Here is a 23,043-nt window from a genome sequence, read left to right as displayed (position 1 = left end):
ATCCGGAGTCAGGAGCACGGACATGTCGATCCCCACCCAGATGAGCCTGGCCGGGTTCATCGCCTCAGCACCCGAGCTGCACTTCACCGAGACCGGCCACGCGCGCATGTACACCCGCGTCGGCGTCGAGCACTATCGCAAAGAGGCCGACGGCACCTTCACCAAGCTCGACCCCAGCTACCACGACCTGGTCATGTTCAACACCGCCGCCGAGAAGGCCTACGACCGGTTCCGCCCCGGCGACTCTTTCATCGCCAGCGGCTACATCCACGAATACGAAGTCGAACGAACCGGCAGCAGCCTCATCAAGGAGGAATTCGTCGCCCGCAAGATCGGCCACGACACCCACAAGACCAGCTACCAGGTCCACCGCCGCCAAACAGCAATCGAGGAGGCTCCGACACCCGCAGCCCCCACAGCAACGGCCCCCATACCAACGGCTACGCCGACTCCGAGTCCAGCCGCCCGCCTCTGATCCGGGCGCGACCGATGGACCACGACGACGACACTGCGCGCGTTTCCGACGCGAGCGCTGCCGACGACGAGTGGGAAAGGGCCGGGCAGGACGAGAGCGGCTACGTCGGCGCGGATGAAGAGGGGTACGCCGACATCCTCGACTCCACCGACGGGATCAGCCGCCCTGTCAACTGGAACCTCCTCGACGCCGAGGAGGCCGAGGTCGAGTGGCGCGACCTGGACCGGTGGGTGACCTGGCTCAAGACCACCTTCGGACTCCCCCCAGCGATCGTGCCGCCTTACTGGCACCGCCACGACGAGCTCATCTGGGAGCTCAGCGCTCTGCACACGCATTTTCTCAACAGCTATCACCCCGACACCTCACCGTCTGCGCCGATCGGCTGGCTCCGCGACTTCGCCGAGGCCCGGCACCGACTTCGCGATTGGGTCGCGGCCTGCGGCACCCGCCTCGACCGCGACCGACCCACCCGCCAAACACCCTGGCCCGGAGAGACCACCGGCACAGAAGCCGACGCCGCCTCGATCAGCGACCCGCAGGCAACCGCGCGAGGCGAGGTCGAGATCCGCGACCGGGCCGCCGACTTCGAGGTCTTCGTCCAACAAGACCTCTTCCGGCGACGACGAACTGCGGACCTCGTCGCCACCCAGCTCCGGCAGGCCGAATCCGACGGCGCCGCGCACGGCAACTGATCCAACCTCGCCCGTCCGATCACGCAGACGCCGCGTTGTCCACAGCCCAGCCACCTCGAGATGCCGGTCAGCCGCAACCACCAGCAGCCTCGAGGCCTCTTCTCCGATGGGAAGCAGCCCCATGCACAACGAACTGAACCAACCGCCCCACACGCCCACGCCGCACGAGCCCCTGTTGTTGTCACACGCAGTGACCCTTGTCCAAGCTCGGTCCACGATCGCGGCGCTGGCCGATCACGCCCGCACGATCGAAGGATCCTCGGCCTACGAGCACGTCCTCATCGGCCTTGACCACCTCCATGCCGACCTGGCGCCAGCGCTTGAAGTCGACGGGCTGACCGAGGACCCGGACGTCCTGTACGCGGTGGCGATGTCCGCGGTCGAGGAGCTCCCCGATCACGGGGTCGACCGTCTTGAGGTCGAGCTGCTGCTCGTGATGCTCGCCGATGCCCGCGCCACCGATGGCGCGGAGTCTTTGGGCCGCTTGTGATGTACGGCGAGACAGTTGGCCGGCTGCGCGAGGGATTCGCCGAGCTCTTGCGGCAGCACCGGGTCCAGCAGCGCATCGGCGGTCGCGGAACATACACCGTCACCGCGACCACCACGCCCGCCGAACGCGCCGAGATCGGCCGCAGCATCCGGATCTACCGCCAAGCCGTCCTCGCCTGGTGCACCCAGACCGCCCACGCCATCGACCCGTGCGTGGTCAGCAACCTCGCCCACCTGCCGGCCAACCCGTTCATCGCCGCCGCCGAACGCGACCTCGGGCCCCTGTACTCCCTCAAGCACGCGCTCAAGGCCACCACGGAGGCCTCCACAGCGCGGCTCCCGACTCTCGACGAGCTCACCACCCCAAACCAGGTCGACATGGTCGAGTCCTGGCGTCACCTCGCCCGAGCCGCGGCGCTTGCCGAACACGACATCACCAGAATCGGTCGCGGTCAGCGCTCCCTCAGCCTCGGGCAGGCCCTGGCCGTGACCGGCGACATCGCCACCATCACCCAAGCCCTCATCGTGCTCGACAACCGCTACGACAACATCCCCGACTGGGAACCCCTACGCAACATCGGCACCCTGGGTTGGGCCGCCCTCGCGTGCGCGCTCGACGCCAACCTCGGCGCACCCGACTTCTCCGTCGACCAGCAAGGCTGGCGACCCCCGGTCAAGACGATCAAGGGCCCCGGCAAGCCCGGCCTGCTCGGCGTCCTGCAAGCCGAACACAACCTCACCGTCCGGCTACGCACCCCGCCGTCAGCGCTGAACCTCCGCCTCGTCGTCGACTCCCAACGACTCCTCTCAGCCGGACTGGTCACGCACGCCGGACCCGTCGACCCCGCCCTGGCTCAACAATGGCAGGAACGAGAACACACCTACACCCTCCTGCAGCGCGCACTCCGCGGCATCAACGGAGTCGTCGGCCGAGGCGGCCTCGCCGCCGCCGAAGGCGCCAACGCTGTCAGCCGCCTGCGCCCTATCCCGACCGGACATCGCGTCGAGCCCCGACTGCTCGCCGGCTTCGTCACCCTCTTCGACCGCGTCGACAACAGGGTCGCCGACATCCTCGACCACGCCCTCACCCGCGGGCACTTCTTCGAACGAGTCGCCCTGCCGCAGATCGACGACGACACCACCAAGCTCGTCCGGCCCCTCCAGCAGGGCTACCGCCCGGTCACTGCCGATACACGGACCCGGTTACGGGCCATCGGCCAGGACCGTCTTCGCGGCGGAACCGAGGAGGCCGCGCCGTCCGCCGAGGCGGCGCGCAGTCGCGCTGATCTGCAAGCCGCTCTGATCCACCATCCTCCGACCCGAGCAGCGGGACCCTACGTGTCGATGTGACGCGCCCTCATTCGTCTAAGGGCGTGCCCGAGGGCTCAGGTTCTCGCATTCGTCCCCGTCGCGCTCGACGAGTGCGAACCGGTCGCCTGTATCCACCAACCTGCTTCCGACCCGCCCCGCCCAGTGGGACCGATCGCAGGCTGCCGCTGCGGACGTCGTCGCACGTGTGGGCCTGAGCCTGGTGTGGTCCGTGCCGAGTTGACCGGGGTCATCTGGCGGCGCCTGTCCACCTAGTTCACAACCATGTCCTCGAACGCCAAGGAGATCCGCATGTCGGCCCACCGCACGATCGATGCACCTGTCTACCTCAGCCTGGCGGAGGCAGCCGACATCGTCGGACAGTCTCAGAAGACAATTCGTCGCCGGATCGCCGCGGGCACGCTTCCTGCCTATCGATTCGGTCCGCGCACCATCCGCGTGCGCCTCGACGAACTCCAGTCGGCCGGTCGACGAATCCCGTCGGCCAGGCCCGGCGACTGAACCGTCGCGACTCGAGCGGCCAAATCATTTCGACACGTATTCGACACGGCCGGTGAATCAGAACAGCCTCTGACCTGTGTTTTCGCAGGTCAGAGGCTGTTTTCCGATGGTGGGCGATACTGGGTTTGAACCAGACCACCCGCGAGCCAGTAGTTACTGGATCTATCAGCGCAAACGGGTCTGTGACCTGCGAATACGGAGCACATTAGCGTGGATCGGCGCGGAAGACAACGGAATCGAATACCCTATGTTCTGTCCACGTTCAGTCCACGACATTAGGCGGCACCTCATGGCTAGACCGGCGACCGGACGGCCCAAGAGCGGGACGATCGAGCCGCTGAAATCGGGGCGCTATCGCGTCCGATTCACCGGCCCCGACGGGCGGCGCTATTCCGCTCCGATCACCTTCGAGGACGTCCAGGCGGCCAGGCTCTGGCTCGCCCGCGAGGTGCGCTCAATCGAGGACGACCCCGAGGGCTGGGCACCACCCACCGCGCGCATGGCAGCACGCAAGGCCGCGGTGCTCACGTTCGGCGAGTACGCCGAGGCCTGGATGGCAGGGCGCAAGGTCAAGGGTCGCCCGCTCGCCGACCGGACCCGCGACCACTACCGTGACCTGCTCGACCGCTTCGTACTTCCGACCTTCGGCCCACTCCCCCTGGCCGGCATCACGCCCGAACAGGTCGATCACTGGTACGAGCTGGTCGCCGTCGGCCGCCCGACGACGCAGGCCCACGCCTACGCGCTTCTCCGCACGATCCTCGGCACTGCGGTCGACCGCGGCCTCATCAAGACCGCGAACCCGGCCAAGGTGCGGGGTGGCGGATCCACCAAGCGCGCGAAGAAGATCAAGCCGGCCACGCTCGAGGAGCTCGCCACGATCACGGCAGCCATGCCGGAGCGCCGGCGCCTGATGATCGCCCTCGCCGCCTGGTGCGCACTGCGTTTCGGCGAGCTCGCCGAGCTGCGGCGCAGCGACGTCGACACCAAGAACGGCGTCATCCATGTCCGTCGCGGTGTCGTGCGGGTGAAGGTCACTGACGAGGCGGGCAACGCCCACAACGTGCGCAAGGTGAAGTCGCCCAAGACCGACGCCGGCGAGCGCGACGTGCCGATCCCGCCACACCTGCTCGACGACGTCCGTGCCCACCTCCTGGCGCACGCAGCTCCCGGTCGCGACGGGTTGCTCTTTCCCAACGCCGAGGGCGGCCACCTGTCGTCGAGCGGCTTCTACGGCCGCGAGTCGACCCTGAACCCGGACGGGAGTATCAGACGGAAGGGGCACGGATACTTCGAGGCCCGTCGTCTCGCAGGCAGGCCCGACCTCAACTTCCACGCGCTGCGGCACACCGGTCTCACGAACGCAGCCGTCGTCGGCGCGACTATCGCGGAGCTCATGGCCCTGGCCGGTCACTCGACGCCTGGCGCTGCTCTGCGGTACCAGCACGCGGCGCAGGATCGCATGAAGGATCTCGCCGCCCGACTCTCGGCGCTGGCCGAGGCCGACCGCCCCTGATTGGGAGCGGCGCGGCGTGTCGCGGAAAGTTGCGACACCGACGCCGGGGTACATTTGTACCCATGCTCCGTAGGGTTTGACCCGGACCCGATTCGGAGGGCGGCCGCTCGAGAGGGCGGCGGTTACAGGCTCTGGAGGCAAACGGATGGTGCATCACGTGACGGCCGGCCGGGTTGGCTGTGTCACGGAGCCGCGCCGCTGGATGCGATCTCCGCGGAGCCGTCGATGCAAAGCCCTACCCGAACCCGCTGGCTCAGCCAGCAGGATGCCGCTGACTACCTCGGCGTAACCACTCGCACGATCCGGACGTACGTCGCCCGGGGTGTGCTACCAGCTAGCCGCATTCGTGGCAGTCGAACCGTCCGGATAGCCCAGGAGGACGTCGACGCACTTCTCCGACCGATCCCGTCGGCCAAGGCGGGTGACACCGCGTGAGCGGCGAAGGTCCCGTGACGGGTTCCTACACCGATCCGTCACAGGCGTCTTCGCAGGTCAACCCCAATGTTTCTGTCGCGAGTGCTGGTGTCGTGCCCTCGCCTGGGGTGTCCCCCAGTGATCCATCCTTTCTCACGCGTATGTACACACACGCTCACGCGCAAGAAGGGATGGATCCTAAGGAGGGAGCACCGACAGCCTCAAACCCGTCAAATCCGTCACAATCGGCACAGCCGCCCGAGGTGCAACGCCCTGGCGATCCGGAGTGGAACCGCCGATGGAATGAGCGCCTGGCCGCCTCGCCATCGCAGAAGGCCCGAGCCACGCAGGCCTGGAACGTGGTGCTCGCGACGCTGAAGAACGCCCAGCTCGACGACGTCTCCCGCGACATGTGCTGGGCGGCGGTCGAGGCGCGGCTCATCGAGATCGCCAACCACGCGTGGCCACCGGCCCAACCGTCCGAAGGCGAGCAACGACGGCAAAAGCTCCGCGACGCGGCTGCGGCTCGCGACGCTGAGAAGCGCAAGCGCCAGCGGGAAGCCTACCGCCTCCGCGCCCAGGAGGAGCTCCGCCTCATGGGCTGGGCGCCGGAGGACTACCGATGAGCGGCCAGGTTCCACGGATCGGCGGGTCCTCGGATGACGAGCTCGACAACATCGAGCAACTGCTGCTCGCCCGACTCGACGCCGGCATCGTCGCGGCCATCCGATCCGGTGAGCTCAAGCCGCTCGACGACGAGGACGAGGCGTGATGTTCGGCGATCACTACGCCAACCCTCGATTGCCACTCTGGATCCGAGCCGTGCTGTACGCCGTCGACCACGACGGGCACGACCTGGCTCGCGCTGAGCTACACGATGCCATCGACCCGCAGCGGACTACGCGCGTCTCGGAGGTGTGCCGCGCCGTACGCCAGGCCGTGAAGGCTGGGCTCCTCGAGCAGGGATCCTCAACCGCTCGCCTGACACTGGCTGCGCGCAGCGAGCAGCACGAGCGGCAGGCCGGATGACCGGCGAGGTGTGGCAGGGCAACCACGTACGCAAGGCCCGCGCTGCCATCCGGCTCACGCTGCCCAGCCCCTGCGGGCGGTGCGGGAAGGTGGTGCACCCGAGCGACCGTTGGGTGGTCGGCCACATCAAGTCGCGTGCTACGCACCCGGAGCTGGCGCTAGTGCCGAGCAACTGGCGGCCCGAGCACCGCGCATGCTCGGACGGGACCGGCCAGGCCGCGGTCATCGCGAAGGCGAAGGCCGCGGGACGAGCTGAAGTACTCGCTGAGCTCGCCGGTTCTTCCCTGGCCCAGACCCCCGCGCAACCTCCGAACCTGCCGTCTCTCTCCCCGGAGTCGTCGGAGGACCTGCTGCGGCTCATCGACGCCCTGCCCGACCCCGCTGAGACCATCGCTAGCCTGCCGTGGTGCGACGGCCTCCTGCCGGTTCCGGAAGAAGCGTCCCTGCCGCTCGCCATGACGCCGCCGCACGAGCGCGCGGTGGGGTCCTACGGGCCGGCGGCCGTCGAGTGGGCCGAGCGGGAGCTCGGGATCCAGCTGCGGTGGTGGCAGCGGCTCGCGATCATTCGCCAGCTCGAGCACGACGCCGACGGCGTGCTGGTCTGGCGCCAGCTGGTCGAGTCAGGGTCGCGCCGGATCGGCAAGTCGGTGCGATTGCGCGTCGCAGCGCTATGGCGGATTGCGCACAGCGACACGTTCGGCGAGCCGCAAGAGGTGCTGCTCACGAGCAAGGACCTCAAGGCCGGCCGCGAGATCATCAGGCCGGCGTGGCAGTGGGCGATGGGGCGACAGGATCTCGGCTGGGGCGTACGCCGCGGCAACGGCGACGAGGAGGTGTCGTCGCCGACCGACGACCGGTGGCTGTTGCGAGCCGAGGACGCCGTCTACAGCTACAGCCCGGGCTACGCCCAGGCCGACGAGTCCTGGGGCGTCGACCCGCAGGCGATCTCCGAGGGGCTAGAGCCGGCGACGCTCGAGCGGATCAGCCCGCAGCTGCACCTGACGAGCACCGCGCACGTGAAGGCGACCTCGCTGATGCGCCGGCGGCTGGTCGCCGCGCTGCGCCAGGACGACCCGAACACGCTGCTACTGCTGTGGGGCGCGCGGCCTGGCTCAGACCCGGGCGACGAGGAGGTGTGGCGGGCAGCGTCGGCACACTGGTCGTCAGCTCGTCGCGACCTGATGCGTTCGAAGTACGCCGCAGCCCTGGCCGGCGAGGAGGACCTCGAATTCGACGACCCCGACCCGATGCGCGGCTTCATGGCTCAGTACCTCAACGTCTGGCCGATGATCGCGGCCCGAGAAGCACCCGGAACGCCTTTGGCCACACCGAAGGACTGGCAGGCCCTGGAGGCACAGCCACCAGGGCACGCACCGGCTGGTGTCGCGATCGAGTCGTGGCCCGGAGCAGGTGCAGCCGTCGTCGCCGCGTGGAAGCTCGAGGATGGCCGCACGCTGGTGTCGGCCTCGAGGCATCCCGACCTCGCCGAAGCTGCGGTCGCGGCCAAGGCGTGGCGGTGTCGGGCACAGGTCGTCGTCGGCGCCTCGCTCGCGGATGACCCAGCGCTCCGCGGCCTGCGCGTGAAGCCGTCGTCAGCCTCACTCGGTGCCTGCGTCTCAGACGTGATTCGTTGGCTCGAGGAGGGCACGCTGTGCCATGACGGCAGCCCGCACCTAACAGCACAGATGACAGCGACTCGAACGAAGGCGACCCCGACGGGCCTGCGCGTGGTGTCGATCGGCGCTCACGACGCCATCAAGGCCACCGCGTGGGCCGTCGTCGCCGCGCGTTCGGCTCGCACGAAGCGGGCGCGGATCCTGCTTCCAACGGCTTCCTGATCGCGATGCACGCTAAGCGTGCGTGCGTTCGCTTATGGTGCGGGACCGCCGCAAGCGCTGACGATTGACGAGTGGGCTTCTGGGGTCGGTTTCTTGCAGGCGGCCCCGTTGTGCCTGGGGTTGGCGCGGGGGCGTCGAGCGCCCCGCGGTCCCCTGCTTCCAGCGGTCGGGGGACCGCGGGGTCACCAGTCTTCTCGGTCGACGAGTCCTCGGTACCGGCCTCATTCTTCGGGCTTCCGTCGTACTCATCGGCCGTCGCGCTCGCGCCGCGGATCGACCGCCGGTCAGCGCTTCAGGTGCCTGCCGTCAAGCGTGCCCGCGAGCTGATCGCAACCACACTGTCGACGCTGCCGATCGACCTGACAGGCCCGGACAAGGTCAAGGTCGCGCCAGGCACCGTGATGACCGCCCTGCTCGAGCAGCCCGAGGCTGGCCGTCCGCGGTCGGTCACGATGGCCGAGCTCTACGCCGACCTGCTCTTCGACAAGCACGCCTGGTGGCGCATCACGAAGTTCGGCTGGAACGGCTACCCCGTCGAGGTGCAGCGGGTAGATCCGACCTGCATCACGATCCGCGAGGACAGGCGCGTCTTCGTCACGAAGGCCGGCACCTACGGCCAGGTGATCGAGTGGGTGCCCGACAGCGAGCTCATCCACTTCGAGTCTCCCAACGAGCCACTGCTGGTCGCCGGCGCCCGCGCAATCCGCACCGCCCTGATGCTCGACGACGCTGCCCGCCGCTACTCGGAAGGCGCCCCGCCACTTGACTACTTCACGCCGTCTGACGGCGTCGACCCCGAGGACGACAACGTGGTCGTCGAAATCCTCGACGCCTGGCAGACAGCGCGGCAGACACGTTCGACCGGCTACGTACCGGCGTCGCTGACGTACAACACCGCCGGCTGGAATCCCGAGCAGTTGCAGATGGCCGACGCTCGTCAGCACGCGGTCCTGGAGATCGCCCGTGCGGCCGGCGTCGACGCCGAGGACCTCGGCGTCTCGACGACCAGCCGGACCTACTTCAACGCCTTCGACCGCAAGCAGGCCCGGATCCAAGACACCTTGCGCGGCTACATGGTCGCCGTCGAGGAGCGCCTGTCGATGGGCGACGTGACACCGCGCGGCTACACCGCGAAGACCAACCTCTCGGACTTCCTACGCAGCGATGACCTGACCCGCTTCCAGTCCTACCAGACCGGCCTCGCCGTCGGCGCCTACGCCGACAAGGACGAGGTCCGCGACGCGGAGGGCAAGGCCCCTCTCACGCCCGCCCAGATGACCCCGAACCCGGAGGCCGCCAGTGCCTGAGCTCTTCACCTTCGAGGCCGCGACGTTCGCCGTCGACCGTGAGTCGCGCACACTGACCGGCGTCCTGCTGCCATTCGGCGAGGTCTCCCGGCCGGCCCGCGACCCGAACACCGGCGCCAGCGCCCGCTACTCGTTCGCCGAGGGCACCATCACGCTGCCCGAGCCCGGTGACGTCGTCCTCAACTACGGGCACGACGGTGCCTCGCTGGCCGCGCAGGTCGGTATCGCGACCGACCTGAGCACGACACCGAAGGGCGTGATGGCGAAGTTCAAGGTCGCCCGCACGCCCGAGGGTGATCGGGTCCTAACGCTCGCTGAGGACAAGATCCTCAAGTCCTTCTCGGCCGAGGTCGAGGGCGACTTCGAGGCCGACGACGAAGGCGTGCACCGCGCCACCGCGACGACGCTCACCGGCGCCGCCGTCGTCCCCAAGCCCGCCTTCACCGGCGCGCAGATCACCAGCGTCGCGGCGTCCGCCGCGGACTCACGAAAGGAGCCCAGCATGGGCGACGAGCAGAACCACAAGACGCCCGAGGCTCCTGACTTCTCGGCCGTCACCGAAGCTGTGAAGACGGCCATCTCCGAAGGCTTCGCCGCGTTCGCAGCCCCCGGAGGTCGCGAGGTCGTCCCGGCCGCCGCCGGGGGCACCGTCAAGGTTGCCGAGCCGCTGCCGTACCGCTTCGACGGGCGCCGTGCGCAGTTCAGTCTGCTCGACGACCTCAAGGCCCGCCACTATGGCGACCACGACGCCGCGGTCCGTCTGGAGAAGTTCGGCGAGGAGGCCTTCGAGGAGGTCGACCGCGCAGCGATGGCTGCGAGCAACGGCGTCGCCGCGAACTTCGAGGCCGTTAAGGGCGCCGCGCAGTTCGCCAACATCAGCACGAGCAACGTCTCCACGCTCAACCCGACGCCGACCCGACCCGAGCTGTACGTGCCCAACCTGTACTTCAGCCGGCCACTGTGGAACCTGGTGACCACGGGCCCGCTGGACAACATCACCTCATTCATCATCCCGAAGTTCTCCGCCTCCTCCGGCGTCGTCGGCACCCACACCCAGGGCACCGAGCCCACCGACGGCTCGTTCTCGACGACCTCGCAGACGATCAACCCGGCCGGCAAGAGCGGACGGGTCACGCTCAACCGCGAGATCGTCGACCAGGGCGGCAACCCGCAGGTCGACCAGCTCATCTGGAACGAGATGCTGCAGGGCTTCTACGCCGCGATCGAGAAGGACATCCAGGCTGCGCTCGCCGCGGTCGGCAACGAGACCGACCTGCAGGCCGGTACCGCGACGTCCGACTACGCGCTGGTCAACAAGCTCAAGCAGGACTTCGCTGCCAAGCAGTTCGTCGCCGGCGGTGACCAGTTCACCGCCTTCGCTGGTGAGCCCACGCTGTACGGCGCGCTTGTCGCGGCCAAGGACAGCCAGAACCGGCCGCTCCTCCCAATTCTCGGTCCGACCAACTCCGACGGCAGCCTGCGCGCCTCCTACGAGTCGGTCCAGGTCGGCTCGAAGACCATCACGCCGGCGTGGGCGCTCGCGAACGCGAACAACAGCAACATCGCCACCGCCGCCGCTCAGCGGTCCTACTGGTTCGCGCCGCGATCGGTCTACGCCTGGGCCTCCGCGCCGCGCCGGCTCGACTTCGAGTACCAGGTCTCCAGCGTCGTGCTCGGCATCTGGGGCTACGCCGCCACCGGCATCACCCGCAACAGCGACGTGACCGCCTACGACATGACCACGGCCGACTGATCGGAGCACAGTCATGGTCTTCGAGTCCATCGCGATACCAGAGGGTGCGCCGGAGGTCGCCGACGTGCAGGCCTACCTGGCTTCGGTCGGGATGAGCCAAGGCACGCTGACCGACGCCGAGCTCGAGGCCGTGCTGTACGCCGAGATTCAGGATCAGCTGAACCGGCTGCGCATTCACGAGTACACCTACGCCTTGCTCGAGGCGGCGTGTCGACGTGTCGCGCGCAACCTCGCGGTACGTCCGCTCCCGCTCGGAGTCCAGCCCACGGTCTCGGATGCGGGAGTGGTCACGGCCTACATCGGGAGCAGTGACCCCGAGGTACGGCGGCTCGAGGCGCCGTACCGCAAGCGGTCGGAGTGCATCGGATGAGCCTCCTCGCCGATCGACAGGCCATCGCCGACGCCGCCTCGACGGTCGCCGGCGTGACCTGCACGCCGCAGTACCGGCTGTCACTCAACCCAGGTGACGCGTGCGTCCGGTTGACCGTGGCGAACCGTGCGGCCAACGGCTTCGGCTTCGTCAACACCTGGCAGGTCTGGGTGGCGCTCTCGCAGGACCTCGCCACGGCGGAGGCCTGGCTGGACGGCCACCTCAACGAGCTGGCCGCGGCTCTCGACCCCGTCCTGTTCGTCTCCAGCCTCACCCCGTCTGAGCTGGTGCTCGCCGGCGGCGCCGTGACCAACGGCGTCGTCGTCGAGGGCCAGCGAGCCGCCTGAAAGGAACGACCCAATGAGCAGCACCCCTCTGGGCACGAGGTCGCTGAAGATCAAGATCGGCGCGACCGAGTTCTACACCGACATCTCCAAGTGCTCGATCGAGAGCGCAGCCGCGGACTCCGACTTCACGTCGTTCGCCTCGGCCGCGTCCGGCGGCGCACGCCAGTACACGCTGAAGTTCACGGCCACCCAGGACCCGGCCGACTCCACCTCGATCTGGTCGCAGGTCTTCAACAGCGCCGGCTCGACCGTCGCGGTCTCGATCAACCCCTACGGCGGCACGACGTTCTCCGCGAGCAACCCAGGCTTCAGCGGCAACGTCGTGATCACCGAGCCTGACGGCACGCTGCTCGGCGGCGACGCGGACGCCTCGACCACGGCCCGCATGACGATGGACCTCGAGTGGACCTTCACCGCCAAGCCGACCAAGGTCACGAGCGGCACGTACTGATGGCCGCCGGCGACATCATCGAGATCCCCGATCCGGCGCTGGTCACCACGCCGAACGGCGAGACCGTCCGCGTCGTCGGCGGGCGCTATGTGCTCGAGCTCGACGGCGACCACGACGTGCAGCCGGTCGAGGACTGAGCCATGGCCAAGGCGGGTGTCTACATCACCGGGCTGCGGGAGATCACCCGCGCGATGGAGAAGGCCGGCGTCGACGTGGAGGAGCTCAAGGACGTCATGGGGCCGATCGCGGCCGAGGCCGCACGGGTGATGGAGCCGTTCATCCCCAAGCGCTCCGGCGCGTTACGCGCATCGGCTCGACCGAACCGCGCCAAGGGCAAGGCGATCGTGACGATCGGCAAGGCTCGCACCGCCTACGCCGCCCCGATCCAGTGGGGCTGGCCCCGACGAAACATCCGGCCCGCGCGCTTCGTCGAGCGGACCGACGCCGTCATGGAAACCAAGGCCCCAGAGATGCTCGAGCAGGGCTGGGCCGAGATCGTAGAGAGGCACGGCCTGGCATGAGCACCGCTGACATGACCGCGGACGAGATGTTCGAGAGCCTCAACGGCTTCGATGAGATCGCCATCCGGCAGCGCTTCGGCGTCCCCATCGGAAGCCTGGCCAAGGAGGCGGAGACCGAGCCGTTCCAGTTCATCCGGGCGCTCGCCTTCGTCGCCGAGCGTCGAGCGGGCAAGCCGGACGACGAGGCCTTCAACGCCGCGATGACCCTCAGCGGACGGGACGCGCTCGCCTACTTCCACGACCAGCCCATCGAGCTCGACCCGACCGACCCCGATACAGCCCCGGGAAAAGACGCCTAGCCGCGGCTCGCGAGGCGACCGCGCTCGCGACGTGGTGCCTGACCACCGGCTTCGACGACCGGATGTTCAGGCGCCTGACCCGACTCGAACGACTCGTGTTCTACAAGAAGGCAGGGGGTAAGGGCGATGGCTACGAAGCCGGTTAAGGTCGCCTTCCTCGCAGACACCGCTGATCTGCGGCAGAGCCTGGCCCGTGCCCAGGACTCCATGGAACAGGCCGGGCAGACCGCCAAGTCTGCCGGCGAGAAGATCGACACCGCCTTCGAGTCCACCGCCGGCCACGCCGACGACGTGGCTTCTAAGGGGGCCCAGGCTGCAGGCGCACTGTCCGGGCTCGGCGGTCTCGTCGGAGGCCAGTTCGGCACCGCCATGACAACAGGCGGCATCGCCATGCAGGCCTTCGCCGACGCCGGCGACCTGGTCAACGTCGTCACCGAATCCGCGATCGTCAAGAAGATCAAGGACATCGCGGTCACGACCGCGCACCGGGCCGCGACGCTCGCATCAGCGGCAGCACAGAAGACCGTGGCCGCAGCGACGAAGGTGTGGGCCGCGACCCAGTGGGCCCTCAACGCAGCCATGACCGCCAACCCGATCGGCATCGTCATCGTGGCAGTGGCCGCGCTCGCTGCGGCCGCCGTGATCGCCTACAAGAAGTCCGACACCTTCCGGGCGATCGTGGAGAAGGCCTTCACAGCAGTGAAGGCAGCGGCCTCCCTGCTCTGGGCCGGCATCAAGCTGTACTTCGGCCTTTATGTCGGCGCGATCCAGCGCGTGATCGCGTTCTCCGGGTCGCTGGTGTCCAAGGTCAAGGCGGGCTTCAACCAGGTCGTCTCGTTCGTCGGCGGAGTGCCTGGCCGGATCATCGGCATGGTCGGCCGGTTCCGCGACGCTGGCAGCCGCGTCATGGCCGGCCTGATCGACGGGCTCAAGAACATCGGCGGCAAGATCGGCAGTTTCGCCGGGGCCGTGGGGAGCGCCGTCACCGATGCGGTGAGGTCGTCGATCAACCGCCTGCTCGACGCGGCTGAGAGCGCGATCAACTTCGCCGGGAATAAGATCAACGCCGCCGTGCCCGGCTCGCCCGTGCCGCACATCAGCCTTCCCCACCTGGCCAAGGGCGGCATCGTCACCGGCCCCACCCTCGCACTCATCGGCGAGGCCGGCCCCGAGGCCGTCATCCCGCTCAATCGCGGTGGCTTCGGCAACACCTACCAGATCACCGTCGTCGCGCCGGTCGGCTCCTCCTCGGCAGAGATCGGCCGAACCCTGGTGGGCCACATCTCTGAGTTCGAGCGCTCCGGCGGTCGCAAGCGGGCGCTCTGATGCCGGTCAACCCACTCAACCCGCGCCAGCAGTTCCTGCCGACCGACTGCATCCGCCTCGAGGTCGAGACCACGCCGACCACGTCTGGCGGTCTGTCGAACCTCTGCCTGAACCCGTCCGGCGACCTGGGGGCCTGGGGCTGGACGGCCGCCAACGCCTTCGGCCAGGTCGACGTCGGCGGCACCGGCGGCAGCTCCGGCTCGCTGGGGCTGCGCTACGTCCAGACGTCGGTGAGCGGGGCGGGCGGCCTGCTCTCCTACTTCATGCCCGTCGACGCCGGCGAGTGGGTCTCTGCCCGCTACGACCTGCTCGGCGTCTCGACGAGCCGCAACACCAAGGCCCGCTTCCAGTGGTACGACTCCACCCGCACGTTGTTGAGCTCGACGACCGACAGCGGCACCGGCACGGCGGCCGGCACCTTCTACGCCACCTCCGCCCAGGCCCCGGCCACCACCAAGTACGTGCGGCTCATGGTGTGGCTCTACAACGGCACGTCCGGCGCCGCCTCGATCAACGATCAGTTCGTCGTGCGCAACGTGATGGTGACGCGCAACTCGGCGAACACCTTCAGCACGGTCCGAACCAACCTGGTGACCAACCCCTCGTTCGAGACCAACACCACCGGCTGGAGCGGCCTCAACGCCACCCTCGCGCGCACGACGACCGTCGCCTACGTCGGCTCGGCATCGATGTCCATCACGGCCACGGCAACCTCCAACGTCTGGGCGCAGACCGCCGGCACCTTCCCAGTCACGCCCGGAGTCGACTACGGCGCCGCCTTCTACGCCCGCGCGGCCACCACCCCTCGCCTGATCTTCTGCAACCTGCTCTGGACCGACGCGGGCGGCTCGCCCGTCGGCTTCAGCATCACCGGCTCGGCCACCGACTCGACGAGCGCCTGGACCCGGGTGAGCTCCTGGGGAACGGCACCGCCGGGCGCGGCCTTCGCCACGATCTATGCGAACCCGATCGACGGCGTCGCGGTCGGCGAGGTGCACTACATCGACGCCGTCATCTTCGAGGCCACCTCGCTCAGCACCTTCGCGACCAGCACCTACTTCGACGGCGCGACGACCAACACGACCGGCGTGACGCACGCCTGGACCGGCACGGCCAACCTCTCGACCTCCACCGAGACGATCACGTCCTATCTCTTCGTCGAGCCGCGCGCCTACCAGAACATCCTCAGCGGCTCTCACGAGATCAACATCAGCCGCGCCCCGCTCGACGCCTCCACGATGACCGCCGTCGTCGTCGACCCGACCCTCGACCCGGCCGACACCGACGAAGACGTGCTCGCGGTGGGCCGCGTCGTGCGGGTGATGGCGCTCGTCGGCAGCGTCTGGGAGCCGATCTACACCGGCTCGATCGACAACGTGGTGACCACCTACGTGCCGAACAAGAACACCGGCGAGGTCAAGCGCCGCATCGAGGTGCACGCCATCGACGCCGCCCAGACGTTGGCGAACTTCAAGAGCGCCGACGGGTATGACTACCTGCTCGGCCACACGAAGAACGCCCTGCCCGCCACCAACGTGCCCTACCTGGTCAACGGCGTCGCCTGGCCCTACGCCGCCGGCGCGGCCGCGTGCGCGAAGAACGCCGACGCCTCCGTGCTCGACCAGCTGGCGATCAGCCGCGACACCGTCCTGGGCGCCCTCGCGTGGGTCGACCGCCGGGGCCGCCTGCAGGCCTGGGACCTGACCAAGAGCCCGCTCTCGGCCGACGAGTCCACCTTCAGCCCGACCATCACCAATGGCACCTACACCGGCAACGGCGAGAACGGCACGATCACCACCACCGCGGCGGGCAATGTCGTGCTCACGCGGCTGTGCCCGGTCGAGATGGGGCAGCCCTACATCTTCAACGTCGGCCTGACGACCACCGGCACCAACCGTGCCTACACCGTGACGATCGGGTGGCTCTCGATCGACGGCATCACCCTGGCGACGACGTCCACGCTGGCCTCGCCCAGCACCAACGAGCCCAACGGCGTCACCCTGGCCGGCTACGCGCCGCAGGGCGCCTACTTCGCGCAGTACAGCCTGGTCATCACCGGCAGCGCGGCGACTCAGACCCACGCCTACACCATCGACACGACCTTCGACCGCACCCGCTACTCCTCGGTGCCTGCCGACGCCGCGGCCGACCACGGGGACAGCTACAGCAACATCGACGCCTCGTTCTCGACGAGCAGCTGCATCAACGTCGTCAATGTCAACTGGAACCGGTACGACGCCGCCACGGGCGAGACCACGCAGGTGCCCTACGGCCCGTACGTCGACCAGAACTCGGTCGACAAGAACGGGCCGTACTCGGCGACCTTCACCCTGCAGGGCGCCACCGAGAGCGCAGCAGCGATCCAGGCCTACGCACAGGCGGTGCTCGCCGCCAACGCCACCCCGGTCCGGCAGGCGAACTCGATCACCGTCGCTGTGCTCGACGACAAGGGCATCCGCCACGCGGCGCTCAACGACCTTTGCACGCCGGCCAGCGTCTTCTACTACGACGTGGCCGCCGGCGGCTACCTGGTCGCCAGCATCGTCCGTATCGAGACGATCCAGCACACCATCACCCCCGAGGGCTGGCTGGTCGACTACACCTTCTCGCCGACGAGCTCGGTCGCCGCGCCGCAGGTCACCCCCGTACCGACCAACGCCCCCGTCGGGCGTCCCTGGGACACGCTCACGCACCAGGCCAACAACACCCTGACCAGCGGCGCGTGGACCCGGCTATCGGGCATGGGCGTGTTCGGCAACGGCGGCAACATCAACGCCAACAGCGCCTCGATCCTCATCGCCGAGCCGGGTTGGTACCTCGTCTCCGGCGCGGTCAACCACGCCTGGGGGGCCACGGCCAACCGCTGCGGCGCCCTCATCGACGTGGCGACCAACGTCGGTGACTCGGTCGTCGGGGCACCAGCCGCGGACGGCTCAGGCGGCCTCCAGCAGCTGGTGCCCCGCTCTTCCACGGCGGCGCTGGTCGTGTCGGTCTCCGGAACACTCTACTGCTCCGCTGGCCAGTACCTCCGGCTGTGGGCCTACCAGGACAACGGCGCGAACCAGACCCTCGTCGCCAGTGGCAGCACCTACATCAAAGCCGTGAAGATCGGAGCCGCCTGATGAGCATCGTCGCCGAGACCGCCACCGTTGCCCACGGATACACCATGGCCGAGATCGACAGCATCACCCAGCAGGCCATCTACGGGTACAAGTGGACGTGGACGGTCCTCGACGCCAGCGACCGGTGGGACTGCGCCTGGCACGCGATCGTCGAGCTCCTCTACAGCACGACCGAGAAGCCCACGCGGTGGAGCCTGGTCAACGCCGCTCAGAAGGCGATCACCGCTGAGGTCAACGCGTACTTTCGGCACCACGGCATCAGCAAGGACGAGGAGGCGCCGAACCACGGCAAGTTCTGGCGGCCGATCGTCGGCCCTCGCCCTGACTTCACAGACGGCCTCGCCGAAAGGCTGGCGCTTCCCCAAGTGCTGGGCCAACTGACCGACCTGCAGTACGAGGCTATCGCCACCCTGGCGATCCACGGAACGATCAAGAACGCGGCCGCAGCGAGCGGCGTGCCGTACGCGATCTTCATTCAGCGCGTCAAGGCCGCCCGCAGGGTGGCGCTCGAGGCGTGGTTCGCTCCCGAGACGCCGGTCCGCCGCGGGAAGGGCAACGCCGATCAGTGCCGATACGGGCATGCCCGGGCAGAGCACGGCTACATCACGCCTGCTGGGATCTGGCGGTGCCGCGTGTGCTCCCGCAACGCCGCGCGGCGGCGCGCGGCGGCGGGCGGCACCCGCTAGCGCTTCGGCTCGTCGGTCGACTCCGTCGGCCTGACTGGCGGCGTCAGCAGCGCGAGCAGCTTGCGCACGGTCTTGGCGTCAGGTGCTGGGAGGTCGGCCAGCGTGCGCCGCTTGGGACTCTCCTCGGTCATCGTGTCCTCTCGGCGATCCAGTCGGCCGCGGCGGCAAGGTCGGCGCTGAGCTCGCGCAGCTCGTCGACGTCGAGCGCATCGTCGAGCGGGGGCGCGAAGGCACCGATCCCGCCCTCCTCGAGCAGCACCGTGCTCACCTCGCCGAACATCTGCCCGTAGTGGGTTGTGAGGCCGTCGAGCGGGTCGGTCTCGTGTCCTTCACACCACGAAGGACAGATTGGGGATGTATCAGAGACGGTGGTGGTGCACTCTTCATTCACGGGGTTGCCTCCTTAGCCGGCGATTCCGAGGCCCTGGCGGGTGTTGCCTCACCTGTCAGGGCCGATCTTTACTTGGGACCGTCCCGGGTGTCTCCGGAACGGCGTAACTCAGTCGTGCGGCGCTTGCTCGTCGAGCGTTGCAAGGCACGTCGAGCAGACCTCGAAGTGGCCCAGGTCGACCATGGCCCGCAGGATGGGCGCAGACTCGTTCGTGTGGTTGACCCCGTCAGCGACCTGGCCGCAGACGGCGCGGAGCCGGTAGCGCTCGCTGTAGTGGTGAGTCGGTGTGCTCATCGCGATCCCTTTCGCCCTCGTGGTGTCCACGGGCCCGAAAGACGAAGGCCCCTGACGAGCGTTTCCGCTGGTCAGGGGCCTGTTGCCGATGGTGGGCGATACTGGGTTTGAACCAGTGACCTCTTCCGTGTCAAGGAAGCGCGCTACCGCTGCGCCAATCGCCCAAGTCTTGAGTTGTTGATGGGTTGGAGGTGGGTACGGGATTTGAACCCGTGTACACGGATTTGCAGTCCGTTGCCTCGCCTCTCGGCCAACCCACCGCGGAGGCTGTGCACCTCAGAGCGGACGACGAGGCTCGAACTCGCGACCTCAACCTTGGCAAGGTTGCGCTCTACCAACTGAGCTACGTCCGCTTGTTGCCGTTTGGGCCCTCCCGGGCCGTCCTGGCGACGTCGAGAACAGTAGCGGATCCCCCACAGGCCGCCAAATCGGGGTCGGCCACGGCGCGAACCGCGCTCGCCAGTCCCACCGGCCACAACCGTCACCACTGGCCCCACCTCACTAGAGTGAACGCCATGCGCGCCTGGCTCGACGGACATCTGCTCGACGACCCGACCACCCCGGCCCTGCGGGTCGACGACCACGGCGTCACGGTCGGCGACGGAGTGTTCGAGGCGATCAAGGTCGTCGACGGCCTGCCCTTCGCCCTCGACCGACACCTCGAGCGGCTGCACCGCTCCGCGGCCGGTCTCGGCTTCGAGCCGCTGGATGAAGCGGCGTTGCGCCAGGGGGTCAAGGAGGTGCTCGCTGAGCCACTCCCCCTCGGCCGCATCCGCATCACGATCACGGGCGGGCCGGCCCCCATGGGATCGGGTCGCGGCGATGCGAGCCCCACGGTCATTGTGACGGCCGACGCGATGAAACCATGGGCCGACCACACCTCGGTCATCACGGTGCCGTGGCCGCGCAACGAGCGCGGGGCGTTGGCGGGTCTCAAGACGACGTCGTACGCCGAGAACGTCGTGGCTCTCGCCGAGGCGCGCCGCCGAGGCGCCACCGAGGCCGTCTTCGCGAACACGCAGGGGCAGCTGTGCGAGGGGACGGGGACGAACGTCTTCTACGTCATCGACGGCGAGCTGCGAACGTCCTCACTCGCGAGCGGCTGTCTCGCTGGCGTGACGCGCGGCCTCATCCTCGAGTGGCACGGGGGCCGAGAGGTCGACGAGCCGATCGAGGTGCTCGAGGAGGCCAGCGAGATCTTCTTGGCGTCGACCACGCGCGACGCGCAGGCCGTCACCCGTTGGAACGACCGAGACCTCCCGCATGGCCCGGTGACCCGGGCTGTCCAGGAGGTCTGGCGGACGAGGGAACCCGAGCTTCTGGGTCACTGATCCCGGTCGGCCCCGAGGAGGGCGGCGATGACGCCGTCGATGTCCAGACAGCTGCTCTCAGACCCGGCGGGCACGAGCTCGAAGGTGCCCGCCAAGAACCTCTGCAGCACCATCGAGTCGGCCTGCGCGATGAGGCGACCATCCGGGGAGCAGAAGTCGAGGATCGTCACGGCGTGGGCATCGTCTCCGATGCTCGGATACGCCTTCACGTCCCCTTCGCCGCACGGTGCTCCCAGCCCATCAAGCAGCAGATCACGAGCGACCACCCACTCGACATCGGCGGACGCCGAGTGGAACATCAGCGCCACGGCGTAGGGGTCGTCCACCCGGAATCCGAGCGTGGTGGGCACCGCCACCGTCCGGCCCCACGGGTCGGTGCAGGAGAGCGTGATGCTCTGGCTGAGCCCACCCTTCCTCGCCCGGATCGGGTGCATCGGATGCTGCGTCATGGCCGGTCTTCCCTCCACTGGTCTCACACTGCTAACGAGACGGAGGCGAGAAGGCAACGTGATGCAACTGTGGACAACTAGCCGAAGATCTTTGCGATCGCGCTCCCACCCGCCCGAATGTGAGTCCGCGCGAGGCATGCGCTAGTGTTACCGACCGCATCACCGGTCACCTCGATGACCGCACGATGGGTGATTGGCGCAGTGGTAGCGCGCTTCGTTCACACCGAAGAGGTCACTGGTTCGAACCCAGTATCACCCACCATCAAAGACGGCCCCTGACCCGCGGACACGCGGGTCAAGGGCCTTCGTCCCCCGGCCCGTCGTTCGGACCTGGTCGCTACCCGAGCTGAGCGGCGTCAGCCCTTCAGCTCGGGGAAGTCGTCGTCGCGGTACTCCCCCGGCGGCCGGTCGTCCACGACGTCCTCCTCCCGTCGGCGAAGCTCGACGCGACGGATCTTGCCGGAGATCGTCTTGGGCAGCTCGTAGAACTCGATGCGCCGCACACGGAGGAACGGCGCGAGGTTCTGCCGGGCGTAGGCGAGGATCGACTTCGCCGTCTCGGCGTTCGGCTCGTGACCGTCGACGAGCGCGATGTAGGCCTTGGGCACCGCGAGTCGGACCGGGTCCGGTGCCGGCACCACCGCCGCCTCGGCGACGGCCGGGTGCTCGATGAGGACCGACTCGAGCTCGAACGGACTGACCTTGTAGTCGGAGGCCTTGAAGACGTCGTCGGTCCTGCCGACATAGGTGATGTATCCGTCCTCGTCACGGGCGGCGACGTCGCCGGTGTGGTAGAAGCCACCGCGCATCGCCTCCTCGTTCCGTTCGTGATCTCCCTGGTAGCCGGTCATCAGGGTCAGCGGCTGGCGGGAGAGATCAAGGCAGATCTCGCCTTCGCCGACGCCCTCCACGAGGGTGCCGTCGGTCGGGTCCACGAGCACGACGGGAACCCCCGGCAGCCCGCGTCCCATCGAGCCGGCCTTCACCGGCTGCCCCGGGGTGTTGGCGATGCTGGCGGTCGTCTCCGTCTGGCCGAAGCCGTCGCGGATCGTGAGTCCCCAGTGCTTCTCGACCTGGCTGATGACCTCGGGGTTGAGCGGCTCACCGGCCGCGATCGCCTCGCGCAGCATCCCGGGCCCGCCGGAGAGGTCGGCATTGATGAGCATGCGCCACACCGTGGGAGGCGCGCAGAAGGTCGTGACTTCCTCTTCCCGGATCTGAGCCAGAAGGGCGGCCGGGTCGAACCGAGCGTAGTTGTAGACGAACACGGTCGCCTCGGCGAGCCAGGGCGCGAAGAAGTTCGACCAGGCGTGCTTGGCCCAGCCCGGGCTGGAGATGTTCAGGTGGACATCGCCGGGTTGCAGCCCGAGCCAGTACATCGTGGAGAGGTGTCCGACGGGGTAGGAGATGTGCGTGTGCTCGACCAGCTTGGGACGGCTCGTCGTCCCCGACGTGAAGTAGAGCAGCAGGCGGTCGGTGCTCGAGTTGCCGGGATGCTGGACGGTCGGATCACTGATCGCGTACGCCGCGGCGTACGGCGTCCACCCCTCCGACTGCTCGCCGCTCCCCACCACCAGCCGCACATAGTCACCCGGCACGCCGTCGAACTTCGCGACGTCGGCAGCGTTGCAGATGACCGCCTTCGCGGCGCCACGCCCGAGCCGATCCACCAGCTCGGTGGTGCCGACCGCGGTGGTGGTCGGCATGATCACCGCCCCCAGCTTCATCACCGCCAGCATGCTCTCCCACAGCTCGACCTGGTTGCCGAGCATGATGACCACGCTGTCGCCGCGCCCGATGCCGTTCGCTGCGAGGTGGGCGGCCACCTGGTCCGAGCGGCGTGCGAGCTCGTCAAAGGTGAAGCTCGACCGCGATCCGTCCTCCTCGACGATGACGAGCCCTGGCTTGTCATTCCCGACGGCGAACTCGTCGAACCAGTCGTGCGCGAAGTTGAAGGTCCCTCCGACATCGGGCCACACGAACCCGTCCAAGGCCTCGTGGTAGCTCGTCCGGTGGTCCGTCAGGAAGTCGCGTGCCGTGCGCAGGGCTGTGGTGGGGGTCACACCGCCATGCTCGGCCAAAGCGACGGCGGGCAACACCCTCAAACGGGGGT

Annotated in this window: 28 protein-coding genes and 4 tRNA genes; 24 read left to right on the top strand and 8 right to left on the bottom strand. The window is 68.4% G+C overall.

Annotated elements, in window-relative coordinates; genetic code table 11:
* Positions 1-22: 22 nt before the first annotated feature.
* The 22 genes from ACYQ1K_RS07110 to ACYQ1K_RS07005 all read left to right on the top strand — a co-directional run bounded on the left by ACYQ1K_RS07110 (position 23) and on the right by ACYQ1K_RS07005 (position 18,465).
* Positions 23-475 (top strand): single-stranded DNA-binding protein, encoded by a 453-nt coding sequence (locus tag ACYQ1K_RS07110; RefSeq protein WP_459982127.1) that lies wholly within the window; start codon positions 23-25, stop codon positions 473-475.
* Positions 476-489: 14 nt separating this feature from the next.
* A complete protein-coding gene (locus ACYQ1K_RS07105; protein WP_459982126.1) occupies positions 490-1,167 on the top strand; it encodes a hypothetical protein in 678 nt (225 codons plus the stop codon).
* A 190-nt stretch (positions 1,168-1,357) separates the two neighbouring features.
* Positions 1,358-1,657: a hypothetical protein gene (locus tag ACYQ1K_RS07100; RefSeq protein ID WP_459982125.1), complete on the top strand. Its 300-nt coding sequence runs from the start codon at positions 1,358-1,360 to the stop codon at positions 1,655-1,657.
* Positions 1,657-3,006, top strand: coding sequence for a hypothetical protein (locus tag ACYQ1K_RS07095; protein ID WP_459982124.1), 1,350 nt, complete (start codon positions 1,657-1,659; stop codon positions 3,004-3,006). The genes ACYQ1K_RS07100 and ACYQ1K_RS07095 overlap by 1 nt, the downstream gene beginning before the upstream one ends.
* Positions 3,007-3,276: 270 nt before the next feature.
* Complete coding sequence (locus ACYQ1K_RS07090) at positions 3,277-3,486, top strand: helix-turn-helix transcriptional regulator (RefSeq protein WP_459982123.1); 210 nt, start codon at positions 3,277-3,279, stop codon at positions 3,484-3,486.
* A 289-nt stretch (positions 3,487-3,775) separates the two neighbouring features.
* Positions 3,776-5,002, top strand: coding sequence for a tyrosine-type recombinase/integrase (locus ACYQ1K_RS07085; RefSeq protein ID WP_459982122.1), 1,227 nt, complete (start codon positions 3,776-3,778; stop codon positions 5,000-5,002).
* Between the two features lie 225 nt (positions 5,003-5,227).
* On the top strand, positions 5,228-5,437 hold the full coding sequence (locus ACYQ1K_RS07080) for a helix-turn-helix domain-containing protein (RefSeq protein WP_459982121.1): 210 nt from the start codon (positions 5,228-5,230) through the stop codon (positions 5,435-5,437).
* A gap of 242 nt (positions 5,438-5,679) precedes the next feature.
* Positions 5,680-6,042 carry a hypothetical protein gene (locus tag ACYQ1K_RS07075; RefSeq protein WP_459982120.1) on the top strand — a complete coding sequence of 121 codons (363 nt, stop codon included), beginning with the start codon at positions 5,680-5,682 and terminating at the stop codon, positions 6,040-6,042.
* Positions 6,039-6,188, top strand: a complete 150-nt coding sequence (locus ACYQ1K_RS07070) for a hypothetical protein (protein ID WP_459982119.1) — start codon at positions 6,039-6,041, stop codon at positions 6,186-6,188. The genes ACYQ1K_RS07075 and ACYQ1K_RS07070 overlap by 4 nt, the downstream gene beginning before the upstream one ends.
* The gene (locus ACYQ1K_RS07065) at positions 6,188-6,445 is read left to right on the top strand and encodes a hypothetical protein (protein WP_459982118.1); all 258 of its coding nucleotides are present in this window, start codon (positions 6,188-6,190) and stop codon (positions 6,443-6,445) included. Before ACYQ1K_RS07070 ends, ACYQ1K_RS07065 begins: the two co-directional genes overlap by 1 nt.
* On the top strand, positions 6,442-8,283 hold the full coding sequence (locus tag ACYQ1K_RS07060; protein WP_459982117.1) for an HNH endonuclease: 1,842 nt from the start codon (positions 6,442-6,444) through the stop codon (positions 8,281-8,283). Before ACYQ1K_RS07065 ends, ACYQ1K_RS07060 begins: the two co-directional genes overlap by 4 nt.
* A gap of 296 nt (positions 8,284-8,579) precedes the next feature.
* Positions 8,580-9,590 carry a phage portal protein gene (locus tag ACYQ1K_RS07055; protein WP_459982116.1) on the top strand — a complete coding sequence of 337 codons (1,011 nt, stop codon included), beginning with the start codon at positions 8,580-8,582 and terminating at the stop codon, positions 9,588-9,590.
* Positions 9,583-11,343, top strand: a complete 1,761-nt coding sequence (locus tag ACYQ1K_RS07050; RefSeq protein WP_459982115.1) for a hypothetical protein — start codon at positions 9,583-9,585, stop codon at positions 11,341-11,343. The genes ACYQ1K_RS07055 and ACYQ1K_RS07050 overlap by 8 nt, the downstream gene beginning before the upstream one ends.
* A gap of 13 nt (positions 11,344-11,356) precedes the next feature.
* On the top strand, positions 11,357-11,713 hold the full coding sequence (locus tag ACYQ1K_RS07045) for a hypothetical protein (RefSeq protein ID WP_459982114.1): 357 nt from the start codon (positions 11,357-11,359) through the stop codon (positions 11,711-11,713).
* Positions 11,710-12,060 carry a hypothetical protein gene (locus ACYQ1K_RS07040; RefSeq protein ID WP_459982113.1) on the top strand — a complete coding sequence of 117 codons (351 nt, stop codon included), beginning with the start codon at positions 11,710-11,712 and terminating at the stop codon, positions 12,058-12,060. Before ACYQ1K_RS07045 ends, ACYQ1K_RS07040 begins: the two co-directional genes overlap by 4 nt.
* Positions 12,061-12,073: 13 nt before the next feature.
* Positions 12,074-12,511, top strand: coding sequence for a hypothetical protein (locus ACYQ1K_RS07035; protein ID WP_459982112.1), 438 nt, complete (start codon positions 12,074-12,076; stop codon positions 12,509-12,511).
* Positions 12,511-12,648, top strand: a complete 138-nt coding sequence (locus ACYQ1K_RS07030) for a hypothetical protein (protein WP_459982111.1) — start codon at positions 12,511-12,513, stop codon at positions 12,646-12,648. Before ACYQ1K_RS07035 ends, ACYQ1K_RS07030 begins: the two co-directional genes overlap by 1 nt.
* Positions 12,649-12,651: 3 nt before the next feature.
* Positions 12,652-13,032, top strand: coding sequence for a hypothetical protein (locus ACYQ1K_RS07025; RefSeq protein ID WP_459982110.1), 381 nt, complete (start codon positions 12,652-12,654; stop codon positions 13,030-13,032).
* Positions 13,029-13,331 (top strand): hypothetical protein, encoded by a 303-nt coding sequence (locus ACYQ1K_RS07020; RefSeq protein ID WP_459982109.1) that lies wholly within the window; start codon positions 13,029-13,031, stop codon positions 13,329-13,331. The genes ACYQ1K_RS07025 and ACYQ1K_RS07020 overlap by 4 nt, the downstream gene beginning before the upstream one ends.
* A gap of 126 nt (positions 13,332-13,457) precedes the next feature.
* Positions 13,458-14,657 carry a lysozyme family protein gene (locus tag ACYQ1K_RS07015; protein ID WP_459982108.1) on the top strand — a complete coding sequence of 400 codons (1,200 nt, stop codon included), beginning with the start codon at positions 13,458-13,460 and terminating at the stop codon, positions 14,655-14,657.
* Complete coding sequence (locus ACYQ1K_RS07010) at positions 14,657-17,779, top strand: hypothetical protein (RefSeq protein WP_459982107.1); 3,123 nt, start codon at positions 14,657-14,659, stop codon at positions 17,777-17,779. Before ACYQ1K_RS07015 ends, ACYQ1K_RS07010 begins: the two co-directional genes overlap by 1 nt.
* Positions 17,779-18,465, top strand: coding sequence for a hypothetical protein (locus ACYQ1K_RS07005; protein WP_459982106.1), 687 nt, complete (start codon positions 17,779-17,781; stop codon positions 18,463-18,465). Before ACYQ1K_RS07010 ends, ACYQ1K_RS07005 begins: the two co-directional genes overlap by 1 nt.
* On the opposite strand, the gene ACYQ1K_RS07000 is transcribed toward ACYQ1K_RS07005, so the two are convergent.
* From ACYQ1K_RS07000 to ACYQ1K_RS06975, 6 genes are all read right to left on the bottom strand, one after another.
* Positions 18,462-18,596 carry a hypothetical protein gene (locus ACYQ1K_RS07000; RefSeq protein ID WP_459982105.1) on the bottom strand — a complete coding sequence of 45 codons (135 nt, stop codon included), beginning with the start codon at positions 18,594-18,596 and terminating at the stop codon, positions 18,462-18,464. The two genes, ACYQ1K_RS07005 and ACYQ1K_RS07000, sit on opposite strands and share 4 nt — an antisense overlap.
* Positions 18,593-18,745: a hypothetical protein gene (locus tag ACYQ1K_RS06995; RefSeq protein WP_459982104.1), complete on the bottom strand. Its 153-nt coding sequence runs from the start codon at positions 18,743-18,745 to the stop codon at positions 18,593-18,595. The genes ACYQ1K_RS07000 and ACYQ1K_RS06995 overlap by 4 nt, the downstream gene beginning before the upstream one ends.
* A 219-nt stretch (positions 18,746-18,964) precedes the next feature.
* A complete protein-coding gene (locus ACYQ1K_RS06990) occupies positions 18,965-19,150 on the bottom strand; it encodes a hypothetical protein (protein ID WP_459982103.1) in 186 nt (61 codons plus the stop codon).
* Positions 19,151-19,239: 89 nt separating this feature from the next.
* Positions 19,240-19,314 (bottom strand) — tRNA-Val (locus ACYQ1K_RS06985).
* A 22-nt stretch (positions 19,315-19,336) separates the two neighbouring features.
* Positions 19,337-19,410 (bottom strand) — tRNA-Cys (locus ACYQ1K_RS06980).
* Between the two features lie 20 nt (positions 19,411-19,430).
* A tRNA-Gly gene (locus ACYQ1K_RS06975) sits at positions 19,431-19,503 on the bottom strand.
* A gap of 162 nt (positions 19,504-19,665) precedes the next feature.
* Here ACYQ1K_RS06975 and ACYQ1K_RS06970 point away from each other — a divergent pair.
* Positions 19,666-20,481 (top strand): aminotransferase class IV, encoded by an 816-nt coding sequence (locus ACYQ1K_RS06970; RefSeq protein ID WP_459982102.1) that lies wholly within the window; start codon positions 19,666-19,668, stop codon positions 20,479-20,481.
* Here the strand turns inward: ACYQ1K_RS06970 and ACYQ1K_RS06965 are convergent.
* A complete protein-coding gene (locus ACYQ1K_RS06965) occupies positions 20,475-20,930 on the bottom strand; it encodes an SsgA family sporulation/cell division regulator (protein WP_459982101.1) in 456 nt (151 codons plus the stop codon). The two genes, ACYQ1K_RS06970 and ACYQ1K_RS06965, sit on opposite strands and share 7 nt — an antisense overlap.
* Before the next feature lie 187 nt (positions 20,931-21,117).
* On the opposite strand from ACYQ1K_RS06965, the gene ACYQ1K_RS06960 reads away from it, so the two are divergent.
* A tRNA-Val gene (locus tag ACYQ1K_RS06960) sits at positions 21,118-21,192 on the top strand.
* A 94-nt stretch (positions 21,193-21,286) separates the two neighbouring features.
* Here ACYQ1K_RS06960 and ACYQ1K_RS06955 read toward each other — a convergent pair.
* Positions 21,287-22,993: an AMP-binding protein gene (locus tag ACYQ1K_RS06955; protein WP_459982100.1), complete on the bottom strand. Its 1,707-nt coding sequence runs from the start codon at positions 22,991-22,993 to the stop codon at positions 21,287-21,289.
* Positions 22,994-23,043 lie beyond the last annotated feature (50 nt).

This window comes from Nocardioides sp. AN3, from assembly GCF_054653495.1.
This window is presented reverse-complemented; position numbering and strand designations above follow the sequence as displayed.

Excerpts from the sequence above, each read along its gene's own strand:
- ACYQ1K_RS07110 (WP_459982127.1), top strand. The coding sequence starts at position 23 with ATGTCGATCCCCACCCAGATGAGCCTGGCCGGGTTCATCGCCTCAGCA.
- ACYQ1K_RS07105 (WP_459982126.1), top strand. The coding sequence starts at position 490 with ATGGACCACGACGACGACACTGCGCGCGTTTCCGACGCGAGCGCTGCC.
- ACYQ1K_RS07095 (WP_459982124.1), top strand. The coding sequence starts at position 1,657 with ATGTACGGCGAGACAGTTGGCCGGCTGCGCGAGGGATTCGCCGAGCTC.
- ACYQ1K_RS07090 (WP_459982123.1), top strand. The coding sequence starts at position 3,277 with ATGTCGGCCCACCGCACGATCGATGCACCTGTCTACCTCAGCCTGGCG.
- ACYQ1K_RS07085 (WP_459982122.1), top strand. The coding sequence starts at position 3,776 with ATGGCTAGACCGGCGACCGGACGGCCCAAGAGCGGGACGATCGAGCCG.
- ACYQ1K_RS07080 (WP_459982121.1), top strand. The coding sequence starts at position 5,228 with ATGCAAAGCCCTACCCGAACCCGCTGGCTCAGCCAGCAGGATGCCGCT.
- ACYQ1K_RS07070 (WP_459982119.1), top strand. The coding sequence starts at position 6,039 with ATGAGCGGCCAGGTTCCACGGATCGGCGGGTCCTCGGATGACGAGCTC.
- ACYQ1K_RS07065 (WP_459982118.1), top strand. The coding sequence starts at position 6,188 with ATGTTCGGCGATCACTACGCCAACCCTCGATTGCCACTCTGGATCCGA.
- ACYQ1K_RS07060 (WP_459982117.1), top strand. The coding sequence starts at position 6,442 with ATGACCGGCGAGGTGTGGCAGGGCAACCACGTACGCAAGGCCCGCGCT.
- ACYQ1K_RS07045 (WP_459982114.1), top strand. The coding sequence starts at position 11,357 with ATGGTCTTCGAGTCCATCGCGATACCAGAGGGTGCGCCGGAGGTCGCC.
- ACYQ1K_RS07040 (WP_459982113.1), top strand. The coding sequence starts at position 11,710 with ATGAGCCTCCTCGCCGATCGACAGGCCATCGCCGACGCCGCCTCGACG.
- ACYQ1K_RS07035 (WP_459982112.1), top strand. The coding sequence starts at position 12,074 with ATGAGCAGCACCCCTCTGGGCACGAGGTCGCTGAAGATCAAGATCGGC.
- ACYQ1K_RS07030 (WP_459982111.1), top strand. The coding sequence starts at position 12,511 with ATGGCCGCCGGCGACATCATCGAGATCCCCGATCCGGCGCTGGTCACC.
- ACYQ1K_RS07025 (WP_459982110.1), top strand. The coding sequence starts at position 12,652 with ATGGCCAAGGCGGGTGTCTACATCACCGGGCTGCGGGAGATCACCCGC.
- ACYQ1K_RS07020 (WP_459982109.1), top strand. The coding sequence starts at position 13,029 with ATGAGCACCGCTGACATGACCGCGGACGAGATGTTCGAGAGCCTCAAC.
- ACYQ1K_RS07015 (WP_459982108.1), top strand. The coding sequence starts at position 13,458 with ATGGCTACGAAGCCGGTTAAGGTCGCCTTCCTCGCAGACACCGCTGAT.
- ACYQ1K_RS07010 (WP_459982107.1), top strand. The coding sequence starts at position 14,657 with ATGCCGGTCAACCCACTCAACCCGCGCCAGCAGTTCCTGCCGACCGAC.
- ACYQ1K_RS07005 (WP_459982106.1), top strand. The coding sequence starts at position 17,779 with ATGAGCATCGTCGCCGAGACCGCCACCGTTGCCCACGGATACACCATG.
- ACYQ1K_RS07000 (WP_459982105.1), bottom strand. The coding sequence starts at position 18,596 with ATGACCGAGGAGAGTCCCAAGCGGCGCACGCTGGCCGACCTCCCAGCA.
- ACYQ1K_RS06995 (WP_459982104.1), bottom strand. The coding sequence starts at position 18,745 with ATGTTCGGCGAGGTGAGCACGGTGCTGCTCGAGGAGGGCGGGATCGGT.
- ACYQ1K_RS06990 (WP_459982103.1), bottom strand. The coding sequence starts at position 19,150 with ATGAGCACACCGACTCACCACTACAGCGAGCGCTACCGGCTCCGCGCC.
- ACYQ1K_RS06970 (WP_459982102.1), top strand. The coding sequence starts at position 19,666 with ATGCGCGCCTGGCTCGACGGACATCTGCTCGACGACCCGACCACCCCG.
- ACYQ1K_RS06965 (WP_459982101.1), bottom strand. The coding sequence starts at position 20,930 with ATGACGCAGCATCCGATGCACCCGATCCGGGCGAGGAAGGGTGGGCTC.